General features: G+C 48.9%; 1 protein-coding gene. It reads left to right on the top strand.

Annotated elements, in window-relative coordinates:
- Positions 1-63 precede the first annotated feature (63 nt).
- Positions 64-22,788 (top strand): LEPR-XLL domain-containing protein, encoded by a 22,725-nt coding sequence (locus tag OCU49_RS19150; RefSeq protein ID WP_261842146.1) that lies wholly within the window; start codon positions 64-66, stop codon positions 22,786-22,788.
- Positions 22,789-22,791 lie beyond the last annotated feature (3 nt).

The raw sequence follows: 22,791 nt of genomic DNA, 5'->3' as shown, positions 1-22,791 counted from the left end.
AGAAGGCGTTTATAACGATAAACAAAGGCTCTGTTCAATGGGCCTGAAACTGGGTTCAAGGCTATGGCTAATTACAACCAGAACGACAAGAAAAACCGTAATGCCGGAAAGAAAGGCAAGTCGGATGCAAGTCGAATTCCTCGGTTGAATAAGCTGTTCAATGAAGTTTCTAAGGCATTGCGCCCGACTACTGATGAGCAGATTAATACCTTTAAGCTAGAGCAGCTTGAGCCCCGTTTATTGTTGTCTGCTGATCCCCTAGCGGCACTGGCCGCATCATCTGAAGTCACCTTACAGGTGGTCAGTAATGCTGCGTCTGAACAGTTTATTCAGCTGATCGATAGCAGTGCCGGTGGTAACAATGCAGTACTGGGTGAGCGTAAGATCGCTGATATTGCTGCGAACAGCATTATTACAGTTACCGGGTCAGCCGGTAACGATACCCTGACCGTTGATAAGTCTTTTCTTGATCTTGGTGAACGTCAGTTTGCGATACAGTTCGATGGTCAGGGCGGTACCGATGAAGTAAAAGCTGGTAATACAGTTAAAACCAGTGACTGGCAGGTTAGCGGTGACAACACCGGTACTATGGGGACTAACGGTATTGTTGAATTCCTCAATACTGAAAAACTCAGCGCTACTAATGCCAGTGATTCTTCACATACACTTTCCGCGATTAACAATACCTACAACTGGGGAATTAATGCCGATGGTGCGGGTATTCTCAGCACCATGGAAACCGTTTCAGGTAGCATTCTAAAAGGTAAAACAACGACGTCGGTTGAGTTCAGTGGCTTTGACGATCTGGGTGGTAGCGGCAGTGATTATCTGGATTATTCCCAGTATGGCAGTGCAACCAATGTCGATTTAGAAGCCGAAACAGCTACCGGTTTTGATGGTGTTACCGGCGTTAATGTTCTGATCGGCTCTGCTCAGGCGGATACCTTTAAAGGCGACACTAACAACAACCTGTTTGTGACTGGAATGGGCGACAGCGTTGATGGTAATAGCGGCTACGACAGCGTTATGTACCAGGAAACTGGCGTTACCGGGCAGGATATTAAGGTCAGTGTTGATAAAGCAGGTTCTGACTTTACCTATGCAAGCGGTGCCTGGGATGGTTCAGCTTTTACGGCTGATGGCCAGAGTATGTCAGCCATCAATGTTGATTTACTGGCTGCTCAGGGTGGTTCCGGGGATAACTATTTTGATTTTTCTGCTGCCGATGTAACAGTGCATCTGGATGGTGGTGCCGGCGATGATACTTTGTTGGGCGGCAGCGGCGATGATGTACTGATCGGCGGTTTAGGTACTGACCAATTGACCGGCGGTGCAGGCAGTGACGAAGTTATTGAAGTTCGCGCTGCAGACTTCCGGTTAACGACCAATAAACTGCGGGTAGGCACTGATGGTGAAGATACACTGACAGGTGTTGAGTCTGTTTATCTGCGGGCGTTATCTGCGAGTGGTGATACCGTCGGTAAAACCCTTGATGCCCGTGGTGCTGATGCCTTCAGCATTACCCTTGAAGGTACTGATCTGGCGGATATGCTTTACGCATCTGACCATGGCGATACCCTTACGGGTAATGGTGGGGCTGACACAATTACAGCCGGTGCGGGTGCAGACACTCTCAGTGAGAGCTTTTCTGGCAGAGCAAATATCAGTGTTTCCGGTGCTAATTATGCGCTGGATCTGGCGCAGGGTACGACGGAACAGTGGACGCTGGATATTCCGGTGGTAACCACCGGTACTGGCTATGTACTAACGATTATCGATGCCAACGGCACTCATACCAGTGATGAGATTGCCTGGGGCAGTACAGCTCGGGATGTTACCCGAGCGATTGAAAAAACTCTGAATCTTAATTACGGCCAACTGAGTATTAGTCAGAGTGGCAGTCAGTGGCAGATAGATTTTAATGGTCTTTACGCCGGTCAGGCTGTTGCCACGAGTGTATCTGCAAATAATGGCGTGACTGCAGCCATTGCCCGTCAGGGTGCTGCAATCAGTGATACCTTAGTTGGCTTTACCGCGGCGGATACTATTTCCGTTACCGGTAGTGCGACAGCGGACAATGTTGATTTAAGTGCTTTTGCCGGTAATGCCGTTATCAGTACCTTTGGCGGCAGCGATATTATAAAAGGCGCGCAGGGAACCAACACTATTGCTTCCGGTGCTGGCAACGACACAATTTATGTGACTGGCAGCAGTAATGATCAGATTGATGCTGGCAGCGGTGAAGATACGCTGATTGCTGATCTGAGCAGTAACACAGGTACGGCTCACAGCTTTACTCTGTCGAACCACCAGTTAGCCATCAACAGTGCACTGATCAGCCTGCAAGGCATTGAATCTGCAGATTTAATCGGTGCCAACCTGAATGACACCTTTGATGCCAGCGATTTCCACGGTGTATCCGCCAGTACTGATCTTAATCATGTCACTGGCTGGGATGCGCTGACTGAACATACCCTGCGCTTCACACTGGATGACGGTAGCGACACTATCGTTGATGTGGATGTCACTACGGCCTCAACGCTGGAAGAGCTGATTGCACTTATTAATGCAGCAGACTCACGTTCCAGTGGCGCGTTGACTGCAAGCTTTAATCAGCAGAATGGCGCGGTTGATCTTGCCGGCCTGAGCAACCTGGCCGTTGCCGGTACTGATCAGAGTATTCTCAGTATTCTGGGATTGACGCCGGGCAGTGTCAGCGGTTCTGTTGTCAGCGGTTTGAGCCTGAGCTTATTGGCATCGCTGCAACTGACCAGCCAGAAAGGTAATGGCGGCAATGATAGCTATATCGGCTCTAAAGGTAAGGACCGCTTCATTATTGGTATGGGAGATACTTCCGTAAGCGGCGGTATCGGTACTGATACTATCGTTGCTGCAACCAATGCAACACATACGGAACTGGTGCTGGCAGATAGCTCCCTGACCTGGAAAGGCACAGGACAGACTGATACCAGTGTTACTTTGACCAGCGTTGAAGCAGCAGAGCTTACAGCGGCTACTGGCGCTACTGCCCTTGATGGCAGTGCTGCCAGTCTGACCCAGACCCTTGATGCGGCGAATACCACAGCCAGCCTCACCGGTGGTACCGGTACCAATGAGTTACGTATAGACATTGGCAGCCGCACACAGGCGGTAGATGTCACCGTCAACGATGCTGCGACCAGTAATGATGTTGTGTTTTACGGTGGTACAGGTGTTTTTGGTACCTCAGATTTTAACTGGGCCAACATTACTGGCAGTAACTACACCTTCGTTAGCGAAAGTAATGGTGACCTGACGATCAGTAATAATGTTTTAGTTGTTGGTCAGTCGGTTAAATTCCGCACCGGCAGCGGCACTATTACTGTTAGTGCTGATCTGAAAACTGATAACGCTAGCGGTAAAGCTGGCAATATTACCCTGGAAGCCCGACATATAGTTGTTGCCAGCGGTGTGACAATATCGGCACAGGGTAACAGCCTGGCTAACAGTGGTGATATCACCCTATATGCATCTGATTCACGCAATGAAATCAAAGGTCTGGGTTTCTATAATTTCGATAAAGTCAGCGCAACCGTTACCGTTAATGCTAATGCGGTTATTCAGGGTAAGGATATTGATATTCAGGCCCGTGCTGAGTCGAATCCGGATGTTACTGTTTCAGGTGGCGGCGGTACTGTCGATACGTCATATTTTGATATAGGAAATCTGAAGAATGATCTTGAGCAGCAAAGTTTGTTCTTCGGTTATTCCCGTTCGGAAGTAGATACAAAAGTCAGTATTGCTTCCGGAGCTGTGCTGGAAGGTGACAATGTCACTATTAAAGCCCGTTCTATTGCCCGGGTAGTATCTGAACCTATTTCTCTTGCGCTGTCTGTTGCAATCGGCAGTTTAAAATCCACCGCTGATGTACAGATGGACGGTACTGTTTTAGCGGCTGGAAATGTGGATATCTCCGGTCAGTCAGATAATTATCTGAAAGTGGTTGCTAAACCATTATTCAATATCGGTGCAAGTGCCGGCGGCTTTGCTGCCAGTGTAGCTGTTGGTTTATTGGAATCTACAACGGATGTTGAGGTTTCCGGATCTGCCAATATTGTTGCCGGTGGCAATCTGAATGTGAAAGCGAGTAGCTTTGACTTCAGTTATGTTGGTGCTGAAAGTGACGCCGGCAACGACGGTAAGCTGGCGGCCAGTGTAGCAGTACATATTGAAAACAGTGATACCAATGCAACCTTAGCTGGTAAGTCTCTGATTGCGGATAATATCAGTGTTGATGCGTCACAGGCGCAGGGCCGGGTTGATGGTAACTGGGGAACTTTAGCGCATGCGGTTGTAGATCGTGTACCTAGTGTTATAGATAAATATAAAGAATCTCTGAAAGCTAAAGGTGGTGCTACAGCTGTTGGCGGTTTGCCGATAGTTAGCACGTTGTTAACGAATAAAAACCGCTTAGCGCCTACCAAGTTTACCGCCGGTATAGCGCTGGTGTATGCAGATGATACTAACCGGGTTAAATCACTGATTGGTTTGGATGGTGTCAGCAGTGATCTTCAGTTAGGCGGTTCACTGAATCAGACAGCAACGGCCGATAGCCGTTTACTGACTTCAGTTGAGTCCACTTCCAGCAGTCCGTCTCAGTTGTCCCAGGTTGCCGGAGCAGTCGGCAGTAGCACTGGCGGTACAGGCTTCCAACAGGTACCTTTTGGTGGCGCGGTGTCAGTTGCTATCGCGGATCTGAATAACGATGCTAAAGCCCATGTGCAGGGCAATACTAAGATAGATGCGTTAGGCAAGATTAATGTTGATGCCAAAGCGCAGAACCTGACTGGCATTATCAGCACCGATACGACCTTTAAGTACGTTAAACCTGCACTGATCAGCACCGGCCAGATTAATACTGATTACACAATTAACACCGGCGATTTGATTCGTCTGGATGACAGTAATTACAGCTGGCAGCAATCGCTGGCAGAAGAAGAGCCAGAGATTGGGTTGTTTGGTGCTGTGTATAAGTATCTGGGTGCAGATACAACGACAATGCGGCTGGATAGCACTGATTTCAGCGATGCTAATAACTGGGAGTTACTGGGCGATCAGTTCACCAGTATCCCAAGTCAGTTATTAGGTGGTGCTTCAGATATTTATCTGCTGGATAACTCGATTAAATCCACTGCAGCAGGCGCTAAAGTATCACTGGCGTTAAACTTCTCACTTATGGATTCAACTCAGTCTGCTGATGCCCGGGTAAAAGGCAATGTGCAGATTAACCAGCGGACTGCGTTAGAGAACAGTTTCGATAGCAGTACAGAAGCAAAGGCTTTTGCTGATGCCGCGACTTTACTGGCAACACCGATGGCCAGCGGTGACCGTGATCTGAGTCTTAATGCTGATACTGTGAATAAGTCGGTTGACTGGGTGGGTAATAAAACTGCGACCTCTTCGACTTATCCCGGTCTTAAACAGTATTACCAGTTTAACGGTTCTGCTGACAGCCTGAACGGTGTCGGTGCCAGTGTTTATTTGAATAAAGTTACCACTAGTAGCCAGGCTGTTATTGAAAACGGCGCGCAAGTTTACGCGGATAAACTATCAGTTAAATCCAATACCCATGCGTTTGCGATTAACTCAGGCTATGCATCCGGTGCTGGTAAAGGCACCTTAGGTATTGCTGGTCTATATATGCAGACCACGCTGAATACTACGTCTATCGCACAAGTTGAATCTGGTGTGACTGCCAATATCGGAACGCGGCTGGCGAGCCCGGGCACCGTTGAGCGTCTGACGGTTACTGCTGATAACCGTGCAGATCTCATTGTTGCTGCAGGTGCCAGTGCTGCCGGTGGTGCTATTGGTGTCGGTGCGTCTGCTGCGGTAAATGATATTACCAAGGTAACTAAAGCGCTGGTCGGTACAGAAGGAAATGCTGTGACGCCGGCTGGCAATATTACGGTTGACGGTGATGCCCGTGTAGAAGCCGGCAGCGATGGTTTTATTATCGGTACTGCTGTAAGTGCATCCTGGGCAACAGGTAAAGTTGCACCGTCCGGTGGTGAGGAACCACCAGTTGAAAATAGCTCTTACGGTATCAGCGTATCCGGGGCCTTTATCTTTAATAAGGTCAACAGTACAACTACTTCAGGTTTACTTAGCTACAATCAGTTCGATGCAGATAAACTGACTCTGAAAGCGAATGAACGTAGCGGTGTATATGCTTTCCCAATTGCTTTTGCTCAGTCTTCTGCGCAGAAGTTCGCTTTGGCGGCGGCAGGTATTGGCCTGCGTAATGACGCAACTTTCAATGTCAGTGCCGGTGCGTCTGACGTTACCACCTTTACCCTGCAAGAACTGGTAGTAGATGCTAAAAACAGCAGCACAGTTATTACTACATCTATTTCAGCTGCACTGTCCGGTTTGGCAGAAACGTCAGTGGGTACCGGTAGCAGTATTGCCCTGTCAGGCAACGTATCTATTAACAATGTTACGGCAAACGTTGGTGCTTATCTGAATGATATCAACAGCCTGATTGTTTCCGGTAAAGACGGTGACGGTCTGGCGGTTAAGATTGATGCGACCGATGAGTCAGAAATCTATGCTGTTGCGCTGGGTGTTGCTTATGCAGGTAATGGCGCTGTCGGCGTTACTTACGCTGAAAATAACATCAACAGTAATATTGATGCCCTTATCAGTAATACAACGCTGACCACGCAGACTGGCAAGATTCGTCATCAGGCGACCGGTAATGCGGATATTGTTTCTATTGCTTTAGGTGCAGGTGTCAGTAAAGAAACCACGCCAGATTTTGACACTAAGGTTGGCGTTGCAGTTGGTGCTGCAATCGGCAAGAACCTGGTGAGGATGAATACCCGGGCGAAGGTGAGCAATAACAGTACTATTACTTTACCTACTCATGATCTTGCTGAGTCCCGGCTGGAGATTAACGCTAAAAATAACACCGATATTGTCGGTGTAGTGGTTGCTGCTTCTGTTGGTCTGCAAAGTGGTTCGACCACGACTGTTAGCCTGAGTGGTGCCGGTGCAGATATTACTAATGAAGTGTACGGCGACACAGAAGCGCTGATTGATGGCTCTACTGTTAATCAGACTTCAACGACCAACACCAAATCAACTGCAGCGATTGGCACTTATCTGAATGCCACCGCTACCGGCAATATTACTGCGACTGTCGTATCAGCGAGTGTTGCGTATGCAGGTTCGACAACCGGTACTGGGATTTCCGGCGGTGTAGGTGTCGCGCTGGCAGAAAACAAAGTAGGTGGTGATCCAAACAATAGCGGTAATGCTAATGTTGTCCGGGCACTGGTACATAACTCAGATGTGACTATTAGTGGTGCGGTAGATACCAAAGCTGAGAGTACGCAGAATGTTACATCTGTTGTTGTTGCGGCTTCTGTAGGGATTGCCAAATCTCAGGCCGGTGCAGCCGGTGCGTTAACCGGTGTCGGCGCATCGACCAAAAATACGGTCAAAGTTGATATTACCTCAGGTACAACCGCCAATGTTGCTGGTAAATCCATTCTGGCGGACTCTTTAAATGTAACGGCTAAAGACCGTTCAAGCATTACATCAGCAGTCGTCGGTGCAGCGATTTCCGGTAGCTATTCGTCAACTTCCGGTGCCGGTGCACTGAGTATTGGCGTTTCTCTGGCCGAAAATGATATTACCGTTAATACGACAGCCCTGGTGGAAGGCGTATCTCTTGGCTCACAAAGCCGTAAGATCGGCAGCGTTAATTTACTGGCGGATGCTCAGGCGACAATTACCGCCACTTCCGTTGCAGCTTCACTGGCGCTGAGTTACAGCACATCTGGCTCGATTTCTGTCAGTGGTGGCGGTGCACAGGCGAGTAACACAATAAAAGGTTCAACGGCGGCTGTTGTACGAAACAGCACTGTAGCGACTGATGCAGCAATGTCAGTAACTGCCACTAATACTTCAACCAGTGATGCAACCGTAGCGGCGGTAGCGCTGGCTGCCGGTGGCGGTAATGGTGGTGGCTTAGGTTTGTCGATCGGTGCTGCGCTTGCTGAGAATAACATAGGCAGTTCTGGCAGCCGTTTGACTGTTAATGCTGCTATCGAGGATTCTGCCGTTGATTCCAGTGCTGCTGTGACACTGACTTCGACAGCAAACCTGACGATTAATGCGGGTGTTGGTGCCGGTTCATTGGCGATTGCCGGTGGCAGTGGCGGTGGATTGGCCGGTTCGGGCTCCGGCGTTAATAGCACGAATAAAATTTATGCCAGCGTAAATAGTTATGTGAACAACGTAACTGACCCTACCAAACAAATTAAAGCCAGTGCGCTGACGTTAACCGCAACCAATACATCTAAAATCACGGCTGATGCCGGCGCTGCTTCTCTCGCTGCTGGCTTTGGTTCTGGTGGCGGTCTTTCCGGAACGATCGGTGTCGCGCTGGCGCGTAATACCGTTGATAACGATACCCGTGCTTATGTGGCGAATGCCAGTGTTGCACTGGGTAGCGGTGCTTTGGACCTGAATGCCACGACTAACAACACTATTAAAGCGGTTTCTGTCGCGGCATCGGTTGGTTTTGCGGTTGGCTCTGGTGGCGGTATTAGTATTACCGGTGCAGGTGCTGATGCTAACAATGTTATTAAGGGTGATACGTTCGCCTATCTGGATGGTGCTGATGTGGTCAGTGCCGGTGCAGTTTCGGCAGATGCAGTCAACACATCGACGATTACAGCCACTGTTGCAGTAGTGACTGTTTCGGGTTCCGGCGGTGCTGGCGGCGGCGGTGGCTTGTCTATCGGTGCGGCCGTGTCTGCTAATGATCTGGGCACGAGCGGCGACCGTCTGAGTGTTCAGGCCTATATTAATGACAGTAAAGTTAATGCCAGCGGTTCACTGAATTTGACGGCTACAGGTAATCTGACGATTACAGCCGGTGTGGGGGCTGGCGGTATGGCTATCGCCGGTGGTGCTGGTGGTGGCTTATCCGGTGCAGGTTCCGGCGTAAACACGATTAACACCTTGTACGCAGATGTGATCAGCTACATCGATAACACGGGTAGCACGACTAAATCTATCCGTGCTGCGAGTCTGACATTATCGGCTACCAATACATCTAAGATTACAGCGACAGCCGGTTCAGCTTCATTAGGAGGCAGTTTTGGTGCAGGTGGCGGTGGAACCGTTACGATAGGTGTAGCGCTGGCCAAAAACACGATCGATAACAATACCAAAGCGTATATCCGTAATGCAGATAATATTGGTACGGGTACTGGTAAGCTCGCGCTGAATGCCACGACGGATAACACTATTCAGGCAACTTCTGTTGCAGCAACTCTGGCATTGGCTGGCGGAGCAGGTGGTGGTGTCAGTTTGGCGGGTGCCGGTGCTGATGCTAATAACACGATCACTGGTGAAACCGCTGCTTATATGGATGGCAGCACTGTTGTCAGTGCCGGAGACGTTGCGCTGGATGCAAGTAATACTTCTAAGATTACAGCCACAGTAGCGGGTGTTGCTATCGGCGGGTCTGGTGGAGCCGGTGGTGGTATTAGTGGTGCTATAGGTGCTGCGGTATCCCAGAATAATATCGGTACGAGTGCTGATCGCCTGGCAGTGCAGGCATACTTAAAGAATACAGCTGTTACTGCAACCGGTGCAGCAAGCCTTAATGCAACCGGCAATATGACCATTACCGCGGGTGTTGGCGCAGGTAGTATGGGTGTTGCTGGCGGTGCTGGCGGTGGTATTTCCGCAGCGGGTTCCGGGGTAAGTACGACGAACAAGGTTTACGGAGCTATTAGCAGCTATGTGGATAACTCTGGCGCGTCAACGAAGTTGTTGTCGGTAGGTAGTCTGAGTATCACAAGCAGTAATACTTCTAAGATCACGGCAACGGCCGGATCTGTTTCCCTGGCGCTGGCAGGTGGAGCCGGTGGTGGTGTTTCCCTGACGATTGGTGTTTCGTTAGCCAGTAATACGATTGATGTGGATACCAGTGCATATCTGAAAGGTGTGTCTTCTTATAACAGCAGCGGCAATCTGACGCTGACAGCGACATCAGCAAATACTATTAAGGCAACTGCTTTTGCAGCGACATCTTCACTTTCTGGCGGTGCGGGTGGCGGTGTCAGTATTAGTGGTGCGGGTGCTTCTGCCAGTAATGATATATACGGCAATACTGAAGCCTATATTGAAACCAGCCAGGTGAATTCAGCTGCTAAAGTCGATATCAGTGCCTCTAATACATCTACGATTACATCTACCGTTGCTTCGGCGTCGTTGTCAGGTGCCGGTGGTGCTGGGGGCGGTGTTGGTCTGGCACTGGGTGCTGCAATTGCAAAAAATACAATTGGCAGCAGTTCTAACAGAACGGCAACCCGTGCATTTGTTAAAAATAGTGGTGTTACCATGACTGGTAGCCTGAAGCTGACGGCTAATAGCAATATGACCATTGATGCCGGTGTAGGTGCTGGTGCAATGGCAGGTACTGGCGGTGCCGGTGGCGGTATCTCACTTTCTGGTTCAGGCGTTAATACCACCAATAAAGTTTATGGTGATGTAGATACGTATCTGGATAACAGCAGCGCCAGTGCTAAAACTATCAGTGCCGGCAGTATCACGCTGAGCAGCACTAATACTTCTAAGATCACAGCGGATGCCGGTGCTGCATCTCTTGCTGCTGGCTTCGGTGCAGGTGGTGGTATTTCCGGCAGTGTAGGTGTGGCGCTGGCACGTAATACGGTTGATAACGATACCCGCTCTTATATTAATCAGGTTAATCAGATTAGCGGCGGAGCCGTGAGTCTGAATGCGGTTACAAATAATACGATTAAGGCTGTTTCTGTTGCTGCTTCGGTAGCTGCTGCCGGTGGTGCCGGTGGTGGTATCAGCCTGAGTGGCGCCGGTGCTGAAGCAAACAATGAAGTAACCGGTATGACGGCTGCTTACATTAACAGCAGTAAGCTGGGGACCAGTGCCAGTAAAGTCGGTCAGGTTGATGTTAATGCCAGCAATACCTCATCTGCTGAGGCAACTGTTGCGGCAGTATCAGCTGCAGTGGCTGGCGGTGCCGGTGGTGGCGCAGGTATATCGGTAGGTGCTGCGTTTGCCTATAACAATATCGGCACCAGCGGTGACCGTCTGACAGTTCGCAGTTATGTGAATAACAGTCAGATCTATGCCAGTGGCAGTTTGACCACTGATGCCAAAGCAACCATGAATATTACTGCTGGCGTGGGTGCCGGCAGTATGGCGATTGCCGCTGGCAGTGGTGGCCTGAGTCTGTCGGGCTCCGGCGTCAGTGTGAATAACAAAGTATACGGTGATATCGACAGTTATATTGCTAATAGCAGCCAGATAACAGCTGCGGGTATCACGGTTAAGTCTTACAGTAAGTCAGTGATTAAGGCGACGGCGGGGGCTGCTTCTCTGTCTGGTACGTTTGCGCCTGTTGGTTTTACTGCATCTATTGCTGCATCCAAAATCAGTAACCTGGTGGATGTAAATATGGACAGCGATATCCTCAGTTCTACGCTGACCAGTAATGGCGCTCTGACAGTACAGGCGGATGCCAATGATGACGTAACCACCACAGGTGTTGCGACAGCTGTTGCACTGGGTGTGGGCTTAGCCGGCGCGGGTGTTGATGTAGACAGTAAAGTGAACGGTAATATTAATGCCGAAGTTAAAAATTCAGCATTGACGGTGGTTGGTGATGCGACCATTAAAGCATTGTCTAATTCTAAGCAGCGCACAGAAGCTTACGGCTTATCTGCGGGCCTGATTGCGGCGGGTGTCGTATTGGCGGATCTGGAAACTTATATTAATACCACGGTAGATTTCGCTAAGGTCACTTTCAATGGCCATAATCTGACACTGGCGGCTATCGGCAAAGATGATAATTATGCAAAAGCGGTTGCTGGTAGTGGTGGTGTGCTGGCAGGTGCTGGCGTAGGTGCCAGTACAACCAGTACTGGTACCACCAAAGTTACGGTTACAGATGAGAGTGATATCACCCTGGGTGTTCTGGGTGGTACAGGTGTACTGGATGCAAAAGCAGAGCATATCGCTAAGTTTGATTCACAGCTGATCGCTGCTGCTGGCGGCTTATTGTCCGGTGCGGGCGCTAAAGTTGATCACACTATTACCTCAGATGTCTTAGTGGCGTTGGGTGACAACCAGTCATCGACTGATGACGTTGTGATTCGTGCTAAAGACATTAATGCAGATGCTATTAACCGTGCCAAGAAGGAAGTTAAACCTTCTGGCGGTAATATTCGTGCTGTTGGTGCTGGCCTTGCGGCGGGTGCTGGTGCGACCAGTATCACGACAATAGATTTTAATACTCAGGTAGATGTTGCAAACAATGCAACGCTAATAGCAGACAGTGTTACCGCAACTGACGGTATTGCTCTTAATGCGCTGAATGATCTTCAGATTCACGACAAAGTAGGCTTGAATGCTGCCGGTGCATTGGGTGTAACTTCGGCGACGGTAAAAATTAAAGATACTGAAAACCTGGCTAAGGTACGCATTGGTCAGTCGGCTACTTTGACCAGCTCTGGCGATATTCAGTTGGCGGCTCGCGGAACTGGTGTGATTGTCGGTGAAGTAGAGACAGACTCCGGTGGCCTGGTGACGGTAGCCGTTGGCACCACAGATGTGAACATTACCCCTGAAAACGTTGTGCTCGTGGATCAAAATGCCACGCTGACAGCTGTGGGCAATATGAACATTTCAGCCGGTACTGATACCAACTTTAATCGTGATGATTATAAAGTGCATGCCATGCTCGACAGCTTTGCTGCCAGTGTTATTCCGGTTGAAGACGCTACAGCGAAAGCTAACTTACAACAAACGAATACCATTACCGTTGAAACTGGCGCGCATGTGAAAACTGCACGACAAATGAACCTGCATGCCGAACGTTTTGGCTTTGCGGATATGAACGCTCAAACCAAAACGGTTAACTGGGCATCTGCGCTGGGCGGTACCGCTGATCTGGGTGGTGATGTTACCAGTGGCGCAACGGGTACCGTACTTAATAAAGGTACCTTGGAAACAGGTATTCGCCGCAATCAGTCGATTGAATTTAATAGCCTGAATAATGCTGGTGGTGTTGATAGCTATACCGCGACAGAAGGTGTGACGTTCAGCACCAGTATTTCTGCACTGAACTCCAGTTTGTTTGATGATCTTCAGAAAGCCGAAGAACAACTGAGTATATTCAATGATGGTTTAGCGACTGACAGTGATATAGAAGCATTTTATAAGTCTGAAATAACTCGTCTGCAACAGTTACTGTTGTCAGAAGGATTGCTGGAAGAAGTACGTCCGGGGGTGTTTGTACAAAACCAGGTATTAACACCGGTTATTAGTGTTAATGATATATATGCCGAAGCAGGTCGGGTAGATGTACGTTCTGGTACGTTTACCAATCAGGGCACAGTAACTGCACCGGGCGATGCCTCGGTTAATATTATTAACCATACAACTGCTTCTTTGGTTGTGAATAAAATCACTATACCGCAGGAAAATGGCGGTACTTATCTAAACGGTGAGCGTCAGGGTACAGCCTCCGGTGCTGATCCAAGTATCAATATTATCAATGATGTTGATCTTGATCTGGCGATGGCTGAAGCGGCTATTCGTTTCCCAGGTAGTGCGCCTGTACTGACCTGGCCAGCAATTACGGTGAACGGTGACATTACCAACCGTTCCGGTGATTTGACGATCAAGAGCCTGAGTGGCACAACACCGGCTGGCGGCACTGATGTGCTTGGCCGGGGTAACATTAATATTCAGGCGAATGTTGATGTTAAGAACCAGACAATTGCAACCAAAGGCACGTTAGTAGTTAGCCTGCCACCAGGTTCAACGTATTCAACGGATGGCGCTGAATACGCTAAATGGAATGCAGCCATTGGCAATAATGGTTTAGGACAGGCTTCTAATGCTGTTGTGGATGGTCAGGTAGACCGGGCTGTTACCGGGCCGAGTATTTATGCGGATAACATTTCCATTGATGCTGAATACATCAATATCAACGGTAAGATCCAGAGCGGTAAAGAAACCTTTACGTTAACCGTTGATGCCGCGATGGAAAATACCATTGCTGGTTTGCGTGCATCCGGTGCTTCTGGTCTGGTTCGACTGAATACCGGGAACGAAGACTTCTCTGTCTTTTACGATGTTGCGAATGACCAGATTGTGGTTGGTGACATGCGTGTTACGGGCGGCTATATCAAGCTGGAAGGCCATATTCTTAATACCAATAGCAACTCGCAGATTGAACTGCTGGGTGGTTATGGCGAAATTAATGTGGTGAACAATACTAGCCTTGATGTGAAAATTCTGGGGCTGGATGCTTCGCAGCGGGGTGAAGGTACCCTGATCATTCGCGATAAGGCGAAAGGTACCAGCGCTAACCCACAGGAAACTATTTATAAGAAAGACGCCAATGGTGTACGGATTATTACTGACAGCAGTACTACCGCGGGCAGTAATAACATGACGTACGATCCTAAAGCTGGCTGGCGTTATTCCTGGGCGATGGGCCAGGAAAGCTTTGAGCGTACCTACAAAACTGAAGGTACCTCAGCCTGGTTAGGCATAGATGCTTTCGCCAGCGACCCCGCTACAGTGAGCTTTAATGGCCCGGTGGAAAAAGTGGGTACACCTCAGTTACGTGGCGAAGGCGCGTATTTTGAATATGTTCCTGCAGCAGCCGCTGCTGATTACGATAATGCTTATACAGATCCGGTTACCGGTGAGCTTCTGTATGGTTACGACACTGAACATACAGTGTTATCCAGTGAGTCTTCGCTGGTGAAGAAGTGGACAACCAGTACCTGGTACGGCAAGAAAACCTATTACGCTCAGTTTGTGAAAGAAAGTAAGGTCCGTGATGTTTCGATACATTCGGTAAAAGCTGACTACGGTATTGATATTAAATTCACCGGAAAGAATGCCGGTGCCGTCAACGTGACCTCTAACAACGGCGGCGATGTCATTGTTCAGGGTAATATCAATAACGATTTCGGTACCACCCGAATAGTGACCAATGCTGGTATTTACGGCACCACCTTCAGCAAAGTGGGTGGCAAGAATATTTATCTGAAAGCGAGTGAGATCGGCTATGCGCCAGCGGTGAATGTCGATGGCAGCTTTGATGCTGCTTCAACAGCGCTACGCACTAATTTAAGCAATGTAAGTGGTGCGAGTATTGAAGCTCGCACTGACGGCGGTCGGATTAACCTGGTTGAGACCGATGGCCCACTGGTAATTAAAGATATTACATCAGCCTCTACTCGCGATATTGGCCAAGATACCGGCGGTAAGGTATTCCTGTCAGCGGTTGGTGGTATTGAAGCGGCTTCCGGTACCAGCGGTGTAGTGCGGGGCGGCATTATCAACATCAGTTCTGAAGCGCATGTGGGTAACTCTGCACAAGCGCTGGCAATTGATAGCGGTGTGGATAACAAAGACTATGTTGCAATTAACGCAATTAACGATGTCTTTATCAGTGAGTCTGATGGCAATCTGCGCCTGAAAGAGATCACGACAACAGGCGGTAATGTCAGTATTAACGTTGCTCATGGTTCTTTGATTGATGCAAATACCACAGCCGTGCGTGATGAACGTACTTATGCCGAATTGAGTACGGGCTTGTGGCAGAGTATGGGTCTTATCACAGGCAGTGCGTCTGCGCAGGATAAACTTGATGATGTGTTGGACAGTTATACAAATGCGCGAGATCGTGAGTATGGCGAATATTGGGCGATTCGTAATGGTGAGTTTAAGGGTGTTTACGATATAACCCAGACGCCGGAATTGTCTGCTAATGAAGATACTTATTATCGTACCGTCTATACCCAGCAAGGCACTGCTGACGGCCTGAGCGGAACTGCGCTGGCAACCTTTGTTGATAACGCTATCCAAACGTTGAATAACAAGCGTACGGCTGAATATCATGCCTTGCATCAGAAATACGGTGCTCAGGCCTATGATGATGCTTACAGTTACACTTTGACGACCCAGGAACGGGCTGACCTGACAGCCAGCGTACATACCTGGACCGAAAATGAACTGTTGAATCTGATCAGTGGCAGCTTGTTGAAGCCTGTTACCAATACGCAGGCGAGCATTGAAGAAGCCAATATTGATGCTTCCGGTACGATTACTGTTACGACTAAGCTGGATATTGGTTCTGCAAATGGCAGTGTCGAAATTGCTCTTGATGGCAATTACACCGCCGATGAGCGGGTTAACCTGGCATCAGCAGAGCGCAACGATGTTTACTTCCTGCTGAGTGAGCGCAGCAATCTAACCGTCAATGTTGTCGATCAGGCGGGTGGTGACGGCTTAGTACGCAACAGCGGTAGCTGGGTAAGCGATGGTTTTGTAGCAGGTATGCAGATCCGGCTGGCAGGTGTCAGTGCCAACGCTAACGATGAAGGCAGCTTTTACGAAGTGGCTTCGGTTACAGCGACAACTCTGACGTTCACCAGTACAACCATGACACCTGAAAATGCTGTGACACTCGATGTTGCTGCGATCAGTAGCACACCAAGTCTAACTACGCTGATCAATACCAACGGCCAGAGTTGGAGTGCACTGGGGCTGATTAAAGATAGCTATGTGCAGGCCGGTAGTGACTTCTATCAGGTGCAACGTGTCGCCGGTCAGGTGATAGATCTGGATAAAGTAGACGCCAGTATGGCGACTGGTGCGATTGCTTTGAACAGCAGTCACTATCGCACTGGTTCACTAACCACAGTAGTAATTGATCAGCGTGAAGATATTGACGTACTGACCACTCAGTCGCTGGATCTGACCGCTGGCCGTAATTTGTATCTGGGATCTGAAAAGACGCTGAATCTGGCGAATATCTCCGGTGATAACGTTCGGGTTAAGAGTAAAGAATCGTTGGTGGATGCTTCTTCTTCAGCTGCTGCGCCAGCGGTTAGTGCAACATCCAGTCTGATTCTGGAAGCCGGTAGCGGTGCAATTGGTAGCAGTGCAGATCGAATGACCATCGATTTGGGTACGAATGCGACGCTGACAGCCCGGGCTCGTCAGGATATTTATATTACAGAAGTAAATTCAGATATTAATGTGGCGACTATTTATTCCAGTAGTGGCCGGGTTGATCTGAATGCAGCAAGTGGCTCGATTGTTGATGGTCTGAATCATGATTACGAGAACATCCGGGCTCAGAATATTGTTCTGACAGCATTGGCTGGCGGTATTGGTGAGGCCGGTGATTTACTGGATATCGACCTGACCGGTGGTACGATTACCGCAACTGCCCGTAATGACATTGGTCTGAATGAAACCATCGGCAATATGAATGTTGACCACGTTGAAGCGACACTGGGCGATGTAACCCTGCAGGCGCATCTAGCTATTATTGATGCTGTTGATGATGTTGCTGCGGAAACCGCAGACGTCGTTGGTGCCAGCTTAACGCTTATTTCACGTTTTGATACGGTCGGCGCAATTGCCGATGATCTTGAAATCGACAGTGGTTCTAAAGCGGGCGATAACCTGACAATAAGCAGTTATAACAATAGTCATATTGTAGAAGCTGTGGGGGATCTGTATCTGAAGCAGGTAGCGACCGGTGCTGCTGCAATCGCCTTTATTGCGGCACCAGGTGGCCGTATTCTCAACGATAACAGTGGTGGCGATAATGTTGTGGGCGGTAAGACCTTCCTGTTTGCAGCAAAAGACATTGGTACCTCTACTAACGCTCTGACGACTCAGGTCGGTAACATTCAGGGACAGTCCACGACCGGTAGCACCTATATAGTAAACACGGGAGCCCTTGCGGTTGGTGGTGTTGTTAGTGGTTTACCTAATGGTTTACTGGCCGGCGGTAGCGTAAACCTGGTTACCCAGAGCCCGCTGACGGTTACTGAGAATATAACTGCTGCAGGCGACATTAACCTGAGTTCTGCAGATAATTCTGCTAACGATAATATTACGGTGAATTCAGGTATTACCCTGACCTCGAACACCGGTGCTATTAATGTAGATTCCGGTGACGGTTTAACTGTACAGAGTGGTGCTGTTCTGGATGCGGCCACCAATATTGTTATTCAAATCGATAAAGGCACTACTGGTAATCAGGATGCCGAAGGTGCACAGGTAAATATTCAGGGCACGCTGAAAGCGGCTCAGGGAATTGTTATCAACGGCAATGGTGATGATGATCAGGTTAACTTAACCGGCACCCTGCAAGCTCAGACCATCAGTATTAACACGGCTGCCGGAAATGATCAGGTACTGATTGACGTGCAGCAGATAGATGGTGATGTCACTGTTAAAGGTGGCACAGGCAACGATACTCTGACAGTGAATGCATTGCACAGCCGTGCAGATAAGCTGGTGCTTGATGGTGAAGGTGGTACTGATACTTACATCATCAACCGCACTGGCAATAACGCTGATTATGTCATTGATGTGACGGATACAGGTACCGAGGCAGATGGCGCTGATACTCTGACCATCAACGGTACAGCGCAAGACGATACCTTCCTGCTGCGGGCAAACTTTGTAGCTGCAATGCATGACGATGGTGCCGGCGGTTATGTGAATAAGGTAGAGCGGGTTAACTATGACCGTAACATCAACGCCCGACTTACCCTTAATGGCCATGCCGGTAAAGATAGTTTCTTCAGTGATGATAACAGCTCTATCACAACGCTGGATGGTGGTGCCGGTGATGATAACTTCCAGATAGGTCAGTTATTTGGTCTGGACCGTAAGGCCAGCGTAGGTACTGTCGCTCTGGGTGATGACATAGAAACAACTGAAACCACACTGGGTTTCCTGAGTAAGGGTAACAGCCTGCCAATGGTTGTTTACGGTGGTGACGGTAAAGATCAGATCAAGGTTTATTCAAACAAAGCGATTACCAAGCTCTATGGCGAAGCCGGTGATGACAGCTTCATCGTCCGTGCCTTCCTGAAGAAGGGCAGCAGCCTGACCGCCGGTGGCGGTGATGTTGAACTCTTTGGTGGCGAGGGTGCTGATGACATCCAGTACAGCATTAACTCACCGCTGAAGATTGACGGTGGTAGCGGTACAGATACTGTAGTTGTTCTGGGTACGGAAGCTGACGATAACTTCATGATTACCGAAAATGGCATTTTTGGTGCCGGTTTGAATATCGGTTATGAAGGTGTAGAAATTGCCGAAGTAGATGGTCTTGAAGGCGATGATACCTTCTACATTCTGAGCACCAATCCGGATGTTGAAACGACTATTATCGGTGGCCTGGGGGCTGATACTTTTAATGTTGCCAGTGATGTTACTCAACCGATTGTGTCTTACTCTGTTGAAGGTCGAAGCAGCTTTGTTAACCACAGTGTTTTCAGTAATGACCCGGCGTATAACGGCATTTTCGTTAACGGTGTCTCTCTGAACGTTGCTAACAGCAGTAACGGTGCTGTCGCGATTGATAGCGTTGATGGCCAGGTACTGGTTGATGAAGATGGCTTGCAAGATAACTATGAATTATCTCTGAGTGTCGCAGAGCCGACTTTAGCGACTGTGGCATATGTAACAGTTTCCGCAGCCAGAGCATCCAGTAGCGATAAAGACGATACTGGTAATGCAGCCGACAGTATTCTGGTATCGACCGATAATGTGAATTTCTACGAATCTCTGGTGGTGACTTACGAAACAGGCGTGAACTGGGCGGATACAACGACCATTTATGTGAAAGCAGTTGATGATGCTGGCGCAGAAGGTGAGCGGGATTATGTTATTAGCCACAGTGTGCGCAGTGATAACCCGGATTTTGATAATCTGGATATCAACAACATTGAAGTGCAGGTGAATGATAACGATCAGGCCGACATTATTGTTACCAGTATTGTCGACCCTAAAGTTGTTGAAGGCAGCACCGCTGAAACATTCAATGTTCGCCTGGCAACCCGTCCGGCGGTTGGTGAAACCGTCACAGTGAATTTAAATGAAGTGATACCAACCGGGCAGAGCAGCCAGCTTAATTTGAGTGGCAACACACTGACCTTTAACCATGCTGACTGGAATACTACGAAGAGCTTCACTGTACTGGCGACTGATGACGCTGATGTGGAAAACCTTTACCGTGCCGGTGTGACATTAAGTGCTAACAGTGACCTGGTGAGTTCTGCTTACAACAGCGTTGCGAATGCGGATGTCACTATCGATGTAGTCGATAACGACAGTGGCTCGGTTGTTGTTACCCAGAGCGGTGGTGCGACCTTAGTAAGTGATACAAAGGGCGATGACTACACCCTGGTGCTTAGTAAACAGCCAACCTCGGCGGTTACCGTTAATCTATTAAACGATGGTCAGACGCTGTTCAGCAGTACCGACCCACGTTTTAACAGTACGGATAATACAGTTACTTTCGGTATTACCGATGGCGACTGGAATAAGCCAATTACAATTCAACTGGCGGTTAATCCTGCCTATGTACCTGATGCCAACAGCCAGCCGGTACAGAATCCACCATTGCAGCCGCATACCCTGACTGATATTCGCGGTAAGCTGATTATCGAAGGCGGTGTACCGGATGGTAAGGCACGTGATCTGTCCAAAGCTGTCATGTTGCCAACAGAAACTGATGGTGAGTTATCAATCGTAAATATCAGTCTGGATGAAACTCAGCAGACTGATACTCTGAATGTCTTCAATGATGGCAGCATTCAGAATGATACCGGTGTTTTGACGGCCACCACTATCACTGGATTAGGCATGCCTGCGGGTAAAGGTATCGAATATCGCGATATAGAAGTGATTGATACTTTATTGGGTACAGGTAATGACACCTTTACAGTAACGGGTACCGCAAAAGGTGCCATTACTGTGATTCACGGCGGCGGCGGTAACGATACGATTAAAGTGACCGGTAGCGATGCTGACGGTGCGCTGATTCTGCTGGGTGATTCTGTACAGGATGGCTCTTCTTACAATGCGACGTCTCTGCAAAAAACAGCTAAGGGACGTGAATTTACTACACCGGGCAACGATATTATTGATGCCAGCGGTGCCGGTGGGTCGGTTGTCATTTATGGCGGCCAGGGTAACGATACGCTGACGGGCAGTAACTTTGGTGATCATATTGCTGGTGGCTCCGGTGATGACATCATCAAAGGTCTTGGCGGTCATGACCATATTTATGGTGATGCAGGCTTTAACCTGGATATCAGCACACGTCTGAACCTGTCTACACAAGTGCTCGAAGTCGTGAACACTGCGAATACATCGACAGATAATCCAGAAACAGCTGACACTCTGATCGCCGGTAAAGATACGGTTGATGGCGGTGAAGGTAAGGATATTATCTTCGGTGATAAAGGCGAAGTGGTTCAGGTAAGCGGTACTAACCGCATACTGACCACTGGTGCGGTTGTCAGTATTACCAATACCAACCGGGATAAAGGTGGGAATGACATTCTGCGTGGTAACGCTGGTAATGACATCATCATCGGTGGCTTTGGTGCAGACCGCATTGATGGTGGCGCTGACAATGACATCCTGCTGGGCGATAGCGGCAAGCTGGATTACACCGATGGTGACACCGATATATCTACTCTGGACAGCATCATTACACTGGATGCTGCAGTTGGCGGTGCTGATACTGTGTACGGTAACGGCGGCAACGATATTCTTATTGGTGGTGCTGACGCAGACAAACTATATGGCGGAAACGGCGCGGGTAATGCTGCTCTGACCGGTGCTGATAATGACATTCTGATTGGTGACCTTGGTAAGGTAACATTGGCAGCGAATTATGCGGTTCTGGTTGCCAGCCTGAATACCAATACCGGTAAGCGTGACGAAATAGAAGGCAACGAAGGTAGCGATATTATTCTGGCCGGTGCAGGAGATGATCAGGTACTGGGCCAGGCGGGTAACGATATTATCCTGGGTGATTTCGGTACGGTTGATTTACGTAACAGTGCACAGGTATTCACAACAGTAACAGGTACTGCTCACGCAACCGGCAACGACACCATAGATGGTGGCGAAGGTTATGACAGCATTCTGGGTGGCCTGGGTATGGATACGCTTACCGGTGGTGATAACAATGACGACATCATTGGTGATAACGGCATACTGACTTATACCGACAAAGGTATTCTGGTATCCGCAGAAACCCGGGAACATAACCTGGGTGACAGAGACATTATTGATGCGGGTAATGGCGATAACCTGATTCTCGCAGGTTTCGGTAATGATGAAATTACTGCTGGCACTGGCAATGATTGGGTGGTTGGTGATAACGGCCGCATCGAGCTGGCAGCAGGTATAGTGACAAGTATCGATAGCACGGATACAACCAATGCTACCGGTGGTAATGACACTATTACCCTGTCTGGCGGTAATAATCAGGTGATTGCGGGCGTTGGTAAAGATACAGTCACTACCGGAGCTGGTAACGATAATATTATCGGCGATAACGGTACCCTTAACTATTCATCAGCTGGGGCACTGACATCAGCGTTCACAACCGATCCACAATTAGGTGATGTTGATACCATCAGCTCCGGTGCAGGTAACGATATTGTTCTGGGTGGTTATGCCGGCGACACGCTGACAACCGGTGCCGGCGATGACACGGTTATCGGTGATAACGGTCAGGTAAATCTGCTTAACGGCATTCGAAGTGAAGTGTTTAGCACTGATACCGTTAACACGACCGGTGGTAACGATACTATCAGCCTGGGCAGCGGCGAAGATCAACTGATTGCAGGTGTGGGTGATGATATCGTCACTAACGATTCCGGCTAGACA

Source organism: Aliamphritea ceti, from assembly GCF_024347215.1.
Taxonomy (GTDB): Bacteria; Pseudomonadota; Gammaproteobacteria; order Pseudomonadales; family Balneatricaceae; genus Amphritea; species Amphritea ceti.
This window is presented reverse-complemented; position numbering and strand designations above follow the sequence as displayed.

What these genes read in the sequence shown, in the direction of transcription:
- OCU49_RS19150 (WP_261842146.1), top strand. Translation starts at nt 64, where the DNA reads ATGGCTAATTACAACCAGAACGACAAGAAAAACCGTAATGCCGGAAAG.